Below are 12,401 nucleotides of genomic sequence, written 5' to 3' on the forward strand. Positions count from 1 at the left end.
TAAATTAATCAAAACCATTATTTGCCGCGGTAGCCGTAAACCATTCCCCGCTTTTTTTAATTGTTCGTTTCTGGCTGGGTAAATCTAATTGAATAAAGCCATAACGGTTTTTATAACCATTGCACCAGGACCAGTTATCGATAAATGTCCACATATGGTAGCCAAGGCAATTACAACCTTCACTGATTCCTTTATGTAGCCATTTCAAATGGTCGGAAATAAAGTCTATGCGATATTGATCGTTAATTTTTCCGTCTTGGATAAATCGCTCTTCATTTTCGACCCCCATACCATTTTCAGAAATAAAGCAGCGAGGGTTACCATAATTAAGCCGTAAATTGGTCAAAATATCGTAAATACCAGGTTCATAAATCTCCCAGCCGCGATAAGGATTCATTTTACGGCCTGGCATTTCGTAGGCATCAAACAGCCATTCGGGCATAAAAGGTGCTTGTGGGTTTACCGCACTGTCACGGCATTTTACGCGCCGTGGTTGATAGTAATTAATACCCAGCAGATCGATTCTACCCTCAGCAATTAAGGCTTTATCCCCTTGCAGGCGTAGCGGCATTTGGTCGTAATCACACAGTAAATCAATAAGCTCCTGTGGATATTCACCGCGCAATGCTGGATCAAGGAAGCTGCGGTTAAACAAGAGATCAGCACATTCGGCCGCTTGCAAATCAGCAGGGTTCTGCGAGCGTGGGTATGACGGGGTCAGGTTCAGCACGATACCGATTTCCCCCTCATACGAACCAGCGCGATAAGCTTTAACTGCTGTCGCATGTGCCAGCACCGTGTGATATGCCACTGTCGCCGCACGTCTGAAATCCACCACATTGGGATAATGGAAGTCATATAGATAGCCACCTTCAACCGGAACAATTGGCTCATTGAAGGTAAACCAATGCTTAACCCGGTCGCCGAACAGTTCAAAGCATACTTCGGCGTAGTGCTTCCAGGCATCAATCACTTCACGGTTTTCCCAACCGCCAATTTCTTGCATCGCCATCGGCATATCAAAGTGAAACAAGGTAATAAAAGGCGTAATACCTTGGGCCAGAAGTTCGTCTATCACATTGTTATAAAAAGTCACTGCCTCAGGATTCACTTCCCCAACGCCATTTGGGATTAATCGCGCCCAACTCAATGATGTGCGAAAACTGTTGTGATTCAGTTGTTTAAGTAAATTAATATCCTGTTTCCAATTGCGATAGAACGTAGAGGTATCATTCGGGCCAATCTGTTGGTGAAAGCGCGACGGTTGGCTGGCGTACCAGGCATCCCAGGTTGTGGGGCTTTTGCCTCCGCGCAAGCTTTCTCCTTCAGTTTGCAATGCAGAACTGGCGCTGCCCCACCAGAAGTTATCTGGAAATTGGTATTTCATTAATCTGCTCTCTTTATCAGTTGCTACGGACGGTATCTGAAAGTGATGGTGCGTTGCCTGAGACTTTTTCCCCTTCAGTTTTGACTAACGAGCGCTCATAAGCACGTAGGAATGGCAGATAGATCAGGGCAGAAACCATCATACATATCAAGCACATCACTACAGGACTAAAGGCCCAGTTTGCCGCCCAGGATGCACCAATCGGAGCCGGTGTTGTCCACGGGGTCAGAGAAACCACTTGAGCCAGCCATCCTAGTTTGGTTGCAGTGTAGGCCAGCACGGCGTTGATCATGGGTACACAAATGAAAGGTATGAACATTATTGGGTTCATAATGATGGGAGCACCGAACAAAATAGGCTCATTTATATTGAAGAAGCTTGGTACTACGCCCAATTTGCCAATGGTACGTAAATGAGTGACTTTGCTGCGTAACAGCAGGAAAGCCAGTGGCAATGTGGAACCTACACCACCAATCAGTAAGTAGTGATCCCAAAAACCTTGCAGATAGATATGCGGTAAGGTTGCGCCGACGGCCAAGGCTGCCTGGTTTGCTGCCAGATTGGTCATCCAGAATGGGCTCATGATGCCGGTAACAATCAGTGAGCCGTGAATACCGGAGAACCAGAAAATCTGACACAACAATACTGACAGTAACATTGCTGGCAATGAGTCTGATGCAGAAACTAATGGAGCCAGTAAATGCATGATAGCTTCTGGAATGATCATGCCAGTCTGCGATTCAATGAATAAATTGAGTGGATGCAGGGTGGCAATAATGACCAGAACCGGGATTAGAATTTCAAAAGAGCGCGCAACACCGGTTGGCACCTCTTTCGGCAAGCGAATAGTAATATTGTGTTGCTTCAATGCGGCATAAACGCGGGTAGAATAAATAGCGGTAATCAGTGCAGTGAAGATCCCTTGACCAGAAAGGTACTGAGTCGAGATTTTGCCGTCGGCAAAAGGTGCTGCGACTAACAAAAAGGCCATAAATGCCAGTAAACCTGTCATGACCGGATCAAGATTAAACTGTCGACCGAGACTTGCTCCTACTCCAACCGAAATGAAAAATGTCATGACCCCCATGCTCAGATTGAATGGCAGCATGAGCTGTGCACGGTAGGTCTGAGAAAAGTCCAACCATGCTCGGGCAAATCCTATTGTGGTATCGGCAGAGAAGGGGGGAAAAATAAACACCAGCATAAATGAGCCGATGATCATGAAAGGCAGTGCTGCGGTAAAGCCATCACGGATAGCAATAACATATTTTTGCTGTCCGAGACGTCCGGCTAGTGGAGTAATAGATTGTTCAATAACAGCAACCATCGATTGATAAAGAGAACTCATTTGAACACCTTCTTAGTGGGTCGCGTTAATGAGCGACAGTGCATAGTCCAGGACTTTATCGCCACGCTGCATTCCGTAATCCATCATATCGATGGGCTGAACAGGAATACCGTGAGCAGCGGCCTTTTCTGAGAGCATACCTAACATGTATTTCACTTGCGGCCCGAGGAGTACGACCTGATAGCGCGGAAACTGAGTATCAAATTCAGATACGCCAAAAGCATCAATCTCAACAGGAATCCCTCTTTCATCGGCAACGACCCGCATTTTCTTAACTAACATGCTGGTGGACATCCCGGCAGAGCAACACAACATAATCTTGAACATCTACAACCATCCTCAAAATATAAAAACGAGATGAAAAACGATTTTGACACTCCACGGAAACCGTTTTCCAATTAGGTAATGCGGCTGTTTCGAGAATGATTGGATATCATACGGAAACCGTTTTCCATCCAAAGTGGAGAGAACTGTGATAGCCATCAAAGTCCAGTATATAAAGGGATTATTTATTTGATGGCTATCACAGCTTTGAGGTTTGGATAACTATTTTGAAACGTGATGGAAATTCGGTTTCCATGACAAATGGAAACGACTATACTCAGGAAGCTGCAATAGTTGGGCCGAGCTGTATTTAGGAATGACAGGCAAGGACTAAAGCCTGCCGAGGAGAGAATCATGTCTACAATCAACGATGTATCACGTTTAGCTGGGGTTTCTAAAGCCACAGTCTCACGGGTGTTGAGTGGTTCACGTGGCGTTAAGGAAGCCAGCCGCCTGGCCGTACTGAGAGCGGTCGATGAACTTAATTATCGGCCAAATGTTATCGCACAATCATTATTGAGCCAGTCTACGGGGTGCATTGGTGTTATCTGTGCGCAGGAAAATATAAACCAAACCACCGGTTATCTGTATGCACTTGAAAAACATCTGAGTCAGCATCAAAAGCATCTGCTGTTGCGTTTTGCCAATAACAAAGCTGAAGTTATGCAGGCACTGGATGAATTGACCTGTGGCTTGTGTGATGACGTGCTGATCATTGGTGCCCGTTTCCCGCTTAATCTCGCGGATGAAAGTATTATTCTGGTCGATTGTATGGACGTCGATGCGACTAATAGTATCCATTTTGATCATGCTTTTGCCGCAGAAACCGCCTGTAATTATTTAATAAAACAGGGTAGAAGAAAGATTGCTTTAATAAATCCGGATAGCAGCGGGTATGTGGACGAAGTGCTGTTGGGTTATAAGCGAGCATTGGAAAATAACTTTTTGCCCTTCAACCGTGATCTGATCTTCATGGACTCCTCTTCTTCATCAGTGGCGTTACAAGTGCTACTTAATAGCAGTGCGACACTCAATTTTAATGCCTTACTGGTGGCGGATGAGCGGGAAGCTCAAAGCGTTATTCCACAGCTTCAGGCGTTTAATAAATCTGTTCCTGATGACATTATGGTATTTAGCCTGGCTGGGTCATTACATTATCCAGGGGTGCCGACCATTCCTGCGATTGAATATTCTATGGATGCGATGGCGGCAAAAATAGTGGCATGGCTTAATGAGAAAACCAAAAATGTGCTGGGCTCATACGCATTGCGTGGGGATTTAATTATTCCGGATATACCTGCCAGGAAATAATTTCTGTTTAAAATATCGCTGTGGCAACACTCAGATTGCTCCCCAAATACCCTAAATAATTCGAGTTGCAGGAAGGCGGCAAGGGAGATAATTCCGATGAGCTTACATGAGTAAGTGATTCGGGTTATTGAGCGTAGCCAACACACCTGCAGCTCGAAGTATGACGGGGATAAGAAATGAGTGGAACTGTGATGTGACTCCGCTTTTACCTCTTTTCTGTGTCTATCATGTCTGTTGTAACAAATCTGTAGCAATTGGATATCTATCGATTCTTATACCCGCAGTGATTGGCTTTGCAGCCCACCCCGCAACGTCAAGCGAGAAGGGGATATACCATCAACTGGATGACGGAGCTTGAGATGATAAAAGTAAAAACGGCGTATACCTTGACCTTATTGGCAATACTCCTTCCTGCTTCACCCCATATTATGGCTCAAGATAAAAGCGATAATTATAAGCTTGAACAGGTTTTGGTCATGAGTCGTCATGGTATACGCGCACCTCTGGTGAATTATGGCGATATGCTTTCCAGTGCAACACCGGACAAATGGCCGCAATGGACGACACCTGGAGGCTATCTGACGCCAAAAGGAGCAGAGCTTGAGGCGATGATGGGCGGGTATTTCCGCGAGTGGCTGGCAGATACTAAGTTATTAAAATCAAAAGGATGCCCAGTAACTACGACGGTATTTACCTACGCCAACAGTTTACCCAGAACCATTGATACCGCGCAGCATTTCTTATTTGGTGCTTTCCCCGGTTGTAATGTGCCCGTTGTCCACCAAAAAGAAATTGGCAAAATGGACCCGGTATTTAATCCAATCATTACCTTGGATATAACGCCCGAGTTTAAAGAGAAGGCATTAGCCTCTATTAATCAACACGCCGGGCCAGGTGGGGTTGAGGGGCTGAATAAGCGCTTACAACCTAATTATGATTTGCTGTCCAATATTTTGGATTATAAAAACTCACCTGCGTGTTTGATCGATAAAAAATGTGACTGGAGCGCACAACCGACTGATATTGTGTTAGTACAAAATAAAGAACCGGGCATTACCGGCCCACTAAGATTAGGTACCGGTGCCTCGGATGCTTTCATGTTGCAATATTATGAAGGTTTTCCAGCCAAAGATGTCGCCTGGGGGCGCATTCACTCTTCTGAAGAGTGGCGTAAATTAATCGATATTAAAAATCTCTACCATGAAACTTTATTCGGCTCACCCGCTATAGCAGATAATGCTGCCGAGAAGTTGGTTGGTTTTATCAGTTCAGCCCTTGATCCGATGGGTGAGAAAACGCCCAATGAATTAGCGGCACAAAAAGCCAAATTGGCGGTGTTGGTTGGGCATGACTCCAATATTGCGTCATTATTGGCCGCACTCAAAACGAAAGAATATCAGTTGCCAGATCAGTATGAGAAAACACCCATCAGCGGTAAGGTAGTATTTGAGCGTTGGAAAGATATTAAACAAAACAAAGAATTGATGAAGATTGAGTATATCTATTTGTCGACCGAGCAAATCCGTAATAAAACACCGCTGTCACTTCAAGCTCCGCCAAAACGCATCACACTGGAAATTAAAGGGTGTCCGATTGATGCTAAAGGATTCTGTTCAATGGATGATTTTAGAAAAGCGATAAAACAAAATACCCAAATCTAGCTTGAGGCCACTGCGGATAAGTTTGGCCTGAAGTAGAGAATAGGGGCTGGTATAAAACGACGGGCTGCGCTAACGTGGCCTTCTTTGTCAGCCCCTGCTATTTGTAGATCTTCTGATGACACTATTCACGACTACCCATCACGCAGCAAAAACTGTTTTCAGGCCTTTTTTGAAAGATCGTTTGCTGCATATACTGTTGATTTTAGGTATCGGCCTGACCGCATTGATGCCCGCAAAGATTTCGGCCTTCCCTCAGTTTATTGACTGGACCACTATTGTCACTTTATTGGGATTAATGCTACTGACGAAAGGCGTCGAGGTGAGTGGTTACTTCGATTTTATCGGTCGGAAGATTATTAATACATTACAGACGGAGCGGCATCTGGCGCTGTTTTTAGTCTTGTCAGCGGCAGTGTTGTCCTCTTTTTTGACCAATGATGTGGCACTGTTTATCATTGTTCCACTGATTTTAACGCTAAAAAAGATATCTGCTTTACCGGTTTCACGCCTGATTATTTTCTCAGCACTGGCGGTGAATGCAGGGTCATTATTAACGCCGATCGGCAATCCACAAAATATTCTTTTATGGAGCCGTTCCGAGCTGTCATTTATTGGTTTTACACGGCAAATGGCCCCGCTGGCGGCAACAATCTTGTTGACCTTGCTGGCCGTGACCTGGTGGCGTTTCCCAGCACGTAAAATTAGCAAACAAGCTTCCAGCCCGGTTTACCCTTATCAATCTCGCTTATTACTCAGCTGTTTGGCACTGTATGTAATTTTTATTATTTGTGTAGATTTTGGCTGGGCGGGTTACGGGCTATTGGTTGTTTTTGCTGGGTTATTATTACTGGCGCGGCGCGTTTTACTGGCAATAGACTGGAGCTTGATCGTGGTCTTTATGGCGATGTTTATTGATGTGCGCTTACTGACTGAATTACCTGGCTTACAGCCACTCTTCGGTGAAATCAAAACCTTATCTGCGGCTGCGGCTTATATATTGGGCATCGGGTTATCCCAGGTTATCAGTAATGTTCCGGCGACCATTTTATTACTTAATTATCTGCCTTCCAGTGCGCTGGTGGCTTATGCCGTTAATATTGGCGGCTTTGGTTTCGCTTTGGGGTCTATGGCCAATTTAATTGCACTTAGAATGGCGGGTGAACCGGCCATTTGGCTAAAATTCCATGCTTATTCACTGCCATTTTTATTATGGAGTGGGTTGGTCGGCTGGCTATTATTAGTGCTCTGAGATAAGGGGCGTCACTTTATTGGCTTAGAGCGAAATAACCTGAGCCAATAAAGTGGTTCAATGCACTTAGAGAAAAATAGCCAGTAAAAAAGCCATGACAATAATTAGCGCGACAAAGGCCAGTGATGGTTTTTGCAACAAAGGTTGTAATGACTGTGGTAGGGCGGCAATCAGTGGGTTAATCAAAGGTTGAAGGGTTTTTTGATCTTCGGCTAAGCGCTGGGCGGCATTCGCCCGGTCTAATCGGGCGGCAAACAAGACATTAATAATGTCGTTTAACTGCGCCTGCGTTAGCGGTGTGGTTGGGCTAGCCTGGAAACGATTCTGACTATAATCAATTAAGAGCTGCTGTTCCTGCGCATCGGCGGGCTGTTTCAGAGCCGTTTGTAGATTAATCAGTGTTGGTGCAGTCTGCTGGCTGAGCGCCACTTTGACCTGTAAAAACTGGCTGAGTATTTGGAAATGGCGCGCGGGCAGCGGGTCATTACTTTTCACTCCCACCATATCAAATAGTGCCTGCCAAATTTTGGCTGGCTGCTCGCCGGTCGCCGCACTGAGTTTTGCTACTAATGATTGAATATGTTGATGTTCCGCAGGCAGCAATGGTCTGTCAGTTATCGTTGTTAACTGAGGCTGTGGAATATTCAGCGTACCGGATTGCAGTAATACCAACACCTGTTGCAACTCAGCATGGCTTAACTGACTTAACACTGTATGACCAAACTGCTGACGGATAAAATCGCTCACCGCCTGGCGGTTATTGCCTTGGGGCAGCAACTCGGTAAGCTGTTGGCGTAGTTGGTGATTGGCATGGTTTTCCTGAGCCTGAGACAAGCGAGTTTGCAGTAACTGCTCGGCTGGTTGGAAGTGGCGAGCCAGTAAATCACTGGTGCTGCTAAGGGATAAGTCATGGCGCAACCCCGCCCAAATTTCGGCAGATTTTATCGGGCTGAGCGCCATGATCCGCACTATTAGCTTTTCCAGCGTGGTGCGCTGTGCCGGGGTCAAAGCCCGCTCTTCCACTTGACCCGCAGAGGGCAATTTGGTTGGCGCAACATTGCGATCATTGGCAATAGGAACACCTGGGCCGTTCAACGGTTGCATATAACCAGTCCTTCGCAGTGGAGGCGACAGTGAGGAGGATCTACGGTGACCCGCGGGTTGCAGGTATAATACCTGTAAATGTGCGTGACCCATACCGTCAGATTGTGTTTTTGGCTAAATGGCTTTGTAATGAAATGTCACTTTGACTGATTGTTTAGGTTCAACGATTGATAATCTTAATTATGCCGCTAAGATGGGCGCTTAACCTTGAATGGAATTGATTTAACAATTCCAAGGATAATTTATTCGATACAAGGTTGATCATGGATATCGTTGAGTACGGATAGGGTTAAATAGGGATAATGTTTAAACGACAACGCGCCGCAAAGTGGTTCCTCTGTCTGGCTTGCCTGGTCATACTGGTTTGTATGACGCAACGCATTGCCAGCTTGCACGCGTTGGAAAAAAGTCTGCTTTTGCCATCATCATCACAGGTTGTTGCCGATGCAAACGACGCCCCAACCCCTTGTGAATTAAGTGCCAAATCCCTGCTGGCATCGCCCCCCGTTCTGTTCGAATTAGCCATTTCCTCTCTGGGCTTATTGCTGCTGTTGTTGGTGCCCATCATTCCAACCAGTATGCGGTTCCCTCCACCCAGAGTCATATCACCCAGCGGTTTGAGGGTGCATTTGCGATTATGCATTTTCCGGGAATAGCACAACAACTCTCTATGTTGTTGTAATTAATCTATTTCTGGAGAAAGACAATGTTCAATTTATGCAAGGCAGCTTTGTTCTGTCTGTTGCTGCTATGGATGCCCACCCTTTGGGCGGCAGATAGCGGCTGGCTGGTCAGTGCGCAAAATGACCATGCCAAGGTTCGCGTCCGTGCCGAGCCTTCTGCTGGTAATGAAACCCGTATGTTACTGAACGTTCAGTTGGAAAAAGGCTGGAAAACCTATTGGCGCTCGCCGGGAGAAGGGGGCATTGCACCCGCTATTACCTGGTCGCCACCTCTTGAAACCGTAAAATGGTACTGGCCGGTACCGCAACGTTTTGATGTGTCTGGAATTTCTACTCAGGGCTATCATGAGCAGGCCGTCTTGCCAATCGTGATTTCCGGTAAAGTCCCCAAAACACTCAGCGGAACATTAACCCTGTCGACATGCAGCAATGTCTGCATTTTGACTGACTACCCATTTAGCCTGGGTATGTCTGCGGCAATCAGTGCTGAAAACCAGCAACAGTTTGAACACGATTTTGCCCAAGCGATGGGGCAAGTGCCGATTGCCAATGCATTGACTCAGCAAATTCAAGCGGGTTTTAGTCAGGGAGAAGTACAAATTCTTGCTCTGCGTGATGAAGGTTGGCAGCAGCCAGAACTGTTCTTCGATACCCTCGAAGATGTCGATCTCGGTAAACCGGTCGTCACGGTGCAGGGTAATCAACTCTCCGTGCAGGTGCCGGCTACCGATGGATGGGGGGAGGGAACAGGCAATCTGAGTGGTAAGTCGCTGACTCTGGTGATAGCGGATGGTGGGCTGGCGCAAGAGGCGACGGTGACTATCGGGCCAGCGCTGACGTTACCGCAATCCAGTTCCTCGTTTTGGTCGTGGATTCTGATGGCACTGACCGGTGGGTTAATCCTTAACCTGATGCCGTGTGTGCTGCCGGTATTGGCGATGAAGCTTGGCTCCATTCTACAAACTGAGCATCAAACTCGCCGTCAGGTACGCTGGCAGTTTCTGGCCTCGTCTGCTGGGATAATCACCTCCTTCTGGCTGCTGGCCTTGCTGATGACGCTCTTGCGACTGGGCAATCATGCGCTTGGCTGGGGAATTCAGTTCCAAAATCCGTGGTTTATCGGTTTTATGGTCTTGGTTACTGCACTCTTTACCGCCAACCTGTTCGGGCTGTTCGAGATTCAGCTATCTTCATCGTTGAATACCCGCATTGCTGCCCCACGCATTGAGAAACCTGGCGCACGGGGGATGGCGGGCCACTTTGGGCAAGGCGCTTTGGCGACTTTGCTGGCAACCCCGTGTTCTGCTCCCTTCCTTGGTACAGCCGTGGCTTTCGCACTGGCGGCTCCAATACCTGCGCTATGGGGGATTTTTACCGCACTCGGTGTGGGGATGAGTTTGCCGTGGTTGGCCGTCGCCGCGTGGCCGAAACTCGCGTTGTGCCTACCGCGCCCCGGCCGTTGGATGAACCACCTGCGGATTGCCATGGGCGTACTGATGCTGGCGTCCAGCTTGTGGTTACTCAGCTTGATGGTCAGTCATATCGGCCTGCAAACTGTCATTATCATCGCCGGAATAGCTTTGCTGGCACTGCTACTGGCTATTGGCAGACGTTACGGCGCTCGCATTGCCGCGATAGTCAGTTTAATCGCCGTCCTGATTGTAGGAGGATTGCTGCTGGTGGGGTCATTAACCGCAGATTTATGGCGCAAACCGCTGCATGACAATATCCCGTGGCAGCCGTTAACCGAAACAGCCATTAAAAAAGCATTGGCCGAACATAAACGCGTGTTTGTCGATGTCACCGCCGATTGGTGTGTGACTTGCAAAGTTAACAAGATACACGTGCTGATGCGTGATGATGTGCAACAGGCTTTGCAAGCGCCGGATGTGGTGGCGTTACGCGGAGACTGGACGCGCCCTTCTGCGGATATCACCGCTTTTTTACGTGAACGTGGCAGTGTTGCCATTCCGTTCAACCAAATTTATGGGCCGCAGCAACCGCAGGGAGTCGTGCTTTCTCCGCTGCTGGATCGTGATGTACTGCTGAAAGTGTTGGCCGATGCGAAAGGAAATGAAAAATGAGAATGTTGACTGTATTACTGTTTGTTATGTTTTCGAACCCTCTATGGGCGGCGGCTCCCTTCACCCCTGAACAGGAAGTTCGCATTAAAGAACTGATCCGTGAAACGCTCATATCTAATCCAGATATTCTGGAGCAAGCGGTCAATGCCTGGCAGCAGCAGGCCAATGAAGCACAAGGGCAACAACTGAGTCAGTTTATCGCGGCGAATAAACAAGCCTTGTATCAAGACCCCGGCAGCCCGCGTTTTGGCGCGGCGACGCCGCAACTGACCTTGGTTTCTTTCACTGATTACAATTGCCCATTCTGTAAAACATTTGACCCATTGCTGGAAAAGTTAGTCAAAGAGTACCCGCAGGTGGCGGTGGTGATAAAACCATTGCCATTCAAAGGAGAAAGCTCGATGACCAGTGCACGGTTGGCATTGACTCTATGGCAACAGCACCCAGAACAATGGATGGCTTTTCATCAGCGTTTGATGGCGAAAAAAGGCTTCCATGATGCGAGCAGTATTGCCGCTGCACAGAAAAAAACCGGGGTGACACCGGCTGCGCTAAGTGAGCAAAGTCTGAATGTGCTGCGCTCCAATTTGAAGTTGGCCGACCAACTGGGTATTCAGGGTACCCCCGCCACCTTAATTGGTGACCAGATGGTGCCGGGCGCGATTTCTTATCAAGAATTGGAAGAGATAGTGAAGCAACAGCTGGCACAGGCGGCTAAATGAATCGCTTAAAGCGCTGGGGCAAAGAACTGATGGTTCTATTGCTGCTAGTGGTGGTGGTTTCACTGGCAATGGATTGGTTGCGTAGCCCGCAAGCGCCCACAAATTGGTCAGATACATCACGCCAAACGCTGGCAGGAAAGGTGGTTTCGTTATCAGAGATGAGTCAGGAAAAACCGTTGCTTATCTATTTCTGGGCGACATGGTGTGGTGTATGCAAATTCACCACTCCCAGTGTCAATCAGTTGGTGCAAGAGGGTGAAAATGTTCTGACTGTAGCACTGAGGTCAGGAGACCCCGCACAAGTTGAGACTTGGCTCCGTAAAAAAGGTTACCCGTTGCCGGTGATAAATGACCCGCAAGGCGAGTTATCAGCCCAGTGGCAAATTAATGTCACACCGACCGTGGTTATTCTCTATCAAGGCAAAATGGTACAACATACCAGCGGCTGGACCAGCTATTGGGGGATGAAACTGCGCCTGTGGCTGGCGTCCTTCTAACGTAATATTTTCCTTATAATATTTTCTCATA

General features: G+C 47.4%; 11 protein-coding genes. 7 read left to right on the forward strand and 4 right to left on the reverse strand.

The genetic code is table 11. From position 1 onward, the window contains the following. Positions 1-4: 4 nt before the first annotated feature. The 3 genes from QSV56_RS00625 to QSV56_RS00635 are packed head-to-tail and all read right to left on the reverse strand — an operon-like array spanning position 5 to position 3,062. Entirely contained in the window at positions 5-1,387 is a 1,383-nt protein-coding gene (locus QSV56_RS00625) for a glycoside hydrolase family 1 protein (RefSeq protein ID WP_076707313.1), read from the reverse strand. A 16-nt stretch (positions 1,388-1,403) separates the two neighbouring features. Then, positions 1,404-2,735, reverse strand: a complete 1,332-nt coding sequence (locus QSV56_RS00630) for a PTS cellobiose transporter subunit IIC (RefSeq protein ID WP_005171888.1) — start codon at positions 2,733-2,735, stop codon at positions 1,404-1,406. Positions 2,736-2,747: 12 nt separating this feature from the next. Further along, on the reverse strand, positions 2,748-3,062 hold the full coding sequence (locus QSV56_RS00635) for a PTS sugar transporter subunit IIB (protein WP_005158553.1): 315 nt from the start codon (positions 3,060-3,062) through the stop codon (positions 2,748-2,750). A gap of 351 nt (positions 3,063-3,413) precedes the next feature. Between QSV56_RS00635 and QSV56_RS00640 the strand changes: the two genes are divergently transcribed. The 3 genes from QSV56_RS00640 to QSV56_RS00650 all read left to right on the forward strand — a co-directional run bounded on the left by QSV56_RS00640 (position 3,414) and on the right by QSV56_RS00650 (position 7,280). Continuing rightward, positions 3,414-4,370: a LacI family DNA-binding transcriptional regulator gene (locus QSV56_RS00640; RefSeq protein WP_301210213.1), complete on the forward strand. Its 957-nt coding sequence runs from the start codon at positions 3,414-3,416 to the stop codon at positions 4,368-4,370. 359 nt (positions 4,371-4,729) lie between these two features. Continuing rightward, on the forward strand, positions 4,730-6,031 hold the full coding sequence (gene agp / locus QSV56_RS00645) for a bifunctional glucose-1-phosphatase/inositol phosphatase (protein WP_046050561.1): 1,302 nt from the start codon (positions 4,730-4,732) through the stop codon (positions 6,029-6,031). A gap of 115 nt (positions 6,032-6,146) precedes the next feature. After that, the gene (locus tag QSV56_RS00650) at positions 6,147-7,280 is read left to right on the forward strand and encodes an SLC13 family permease (protein WP_019081980.1); all 1,134 of its coding nucleotides are present in this window, start codon (positions 6,147-6,149) and stop codon (positions 7,278-7,280) included. A 66-nt stretch (positions 7,281-7,346) separates the two neighbouring features. On the opposite strand, the gene flk is transcribed toward QSV56_RS00650, so the two are convergent. Beyond that, complete coding sequence (flk, locus tag QSV56_RS00655; protein WP_019083569.1) at positions 7,347-8,384, reverse strand: flagella biosynthesis regulator Flk; 1,038 nt, start codon at positions 8,382-8,384, stop codon at positions 7,347-7,349. Positions 8,385-8,686: 302 nt separating this feature from the next. On the opposite strand from flk, the gene QSV56_RS00660 reads away from it, so the two are divergent. The 4 genes from QSV56_RS00660 to QSV56_RS00675 are packed head-to-tail and all read left to right on the forward strand — an operon-like array spanning position 8,687 to position 12,370. After that, the gene (locus QSV56_RS00660) at positions 8,687-9,040 is read left to right on the forward strand and encodes a hypothetical protein (protein ID WP_046694788.1); all 354 of its coding nucleotides are present in this window, start codon (positions 8,687-8,689) and stop codon (positions 9,038-9,040) included. A gap of 50 nt (positions 9,041-9,090) precedes the next feature. Then, the gene (locus QSV56_RS00665; protein WP_050328488.1) at positions 9,091-11,151 is read left to right on the forward strand and encodes a protein-disulfide reductase DsbD; all 2,061 of its coding nucleotides are present in this window, start codon (positions 9,091-9,093) and stop codon (positions 11,149-11,151) included. Beyond that, the gene (locus QSV56_RS00670; RefSeq protein WP_046050563.1) at positions 11,148-11,873 is read left to right on the forward strand and encodes a DsbA family protein; all 726 of its coding nucleotides are present in this window, start codon (positions 11,148-11,150) and stop codon (positions 11,871-11,873) included. Before QSV56_RS00665 ends, QSV56_RS00670 begins: the two co-directional genes overlap by 4 nt. Next, entirely contained in the window at positions 11,870-12,370 is a 501-nt protein-coding gene (locus QSV56_RS00675; protein ID WP_046694790.1) for a protein disulfide oxidoreductase, read from the forward strand. Before QSV56_RS00670 ends, QSV56_RS00675 begins: the two co-directional genes overlap by 4 nt. The last annotated feature ends 31 nt before the right edge of the window (positions 12,371-12,401 follow it).

The sequence above is a fragment of the Yersinia sp. 22-579 genome (genome assembly GCF_030433455.1).
Classification (GTDB): Bacteria; Pseudomonadota; Gammaproteobacteria; order Enterobacterales; family Enterobacteriaceae; genus Yersinia; species Yersinia enterocolitica.

Bases quoted from the DNA above. Each gene is read 5' to 3' on its own strand.
- QSV56_RS00625 (WP_076707313.1), bottom strand. From the start codon at position 1,387: ATGAAATACCAATTTCCAGATAACTTCTGGTGGGGCAGCGCCAGTTCT.
- QSV56_RS00630 (WP_005171888.1), bottom strand. From the start codon at position 2,735: ATGAGTTCTCTTTATCAATCGATGGTTGCTGTTATTGAACAATCTATT.
- QSV56_RS00635 (WP_005158553.1), bottom strand. From the start codon at position 3,062: ATGTTCAAGATTATGTTGTGTTGCTCTGCCGGGATGTCCACCAGCATG.
- QSV56_RS00640 (WP_301210213.1), top strand. From the start codon at position 3,414: ATGTCTACAATCAACGATGTATCACGTTTAGCTGGGGTTTCTAAAGCC.
- agp (WP_046050561.1), top strand. From the start codon at position 4,730: ATGATAAAAGTAAAAACGGCGTATACCTTGACCTTATTGGCAATACTC.
- QSV56_RS00650 (WP_019081980.1), top strand. From the start codon at position 6,147: ATGACACTATTCACGACTACCCATCACGCAGCAAAAACTGTTTTCAGG.
- flk (WP_019083569.1), bottom strand. From the start codon at position 8,384: ATGCAACCGTTGAACGGCCCAGGTGTTCCTATTGCCAATGATCGCAAT.
- QSV56_RS00660 (WP_046694788.1), top strand. From the start codon at position 8,687: ATGTTTAAACGACAACGCGCCGCAAAGTGGTTCCTCTGTCTGGCTTGC.
- QSV56_RS00665 (WP_050328488.1), top strand. From the start codon at position 9,091: ATGTTCAATTTATGCAAGGCAGCTTTGTTCTGTCTGTTGCTGCTATGG.
- QSV56_RS00670 (WP_046050563.1), top strand. From the start codon at position 11,148: ATGAGAATGTTGACTGTATTACTGTTTGTTATGTTTTCGAACCCTCTA.
- QSV56_RS00675 (WP_046694790.1), top strand. From the start codon at position 11,870: ATGAATCGCTTAAAGCGCTGGGGCAAAGAACTGATGGTTCTATTGCTG.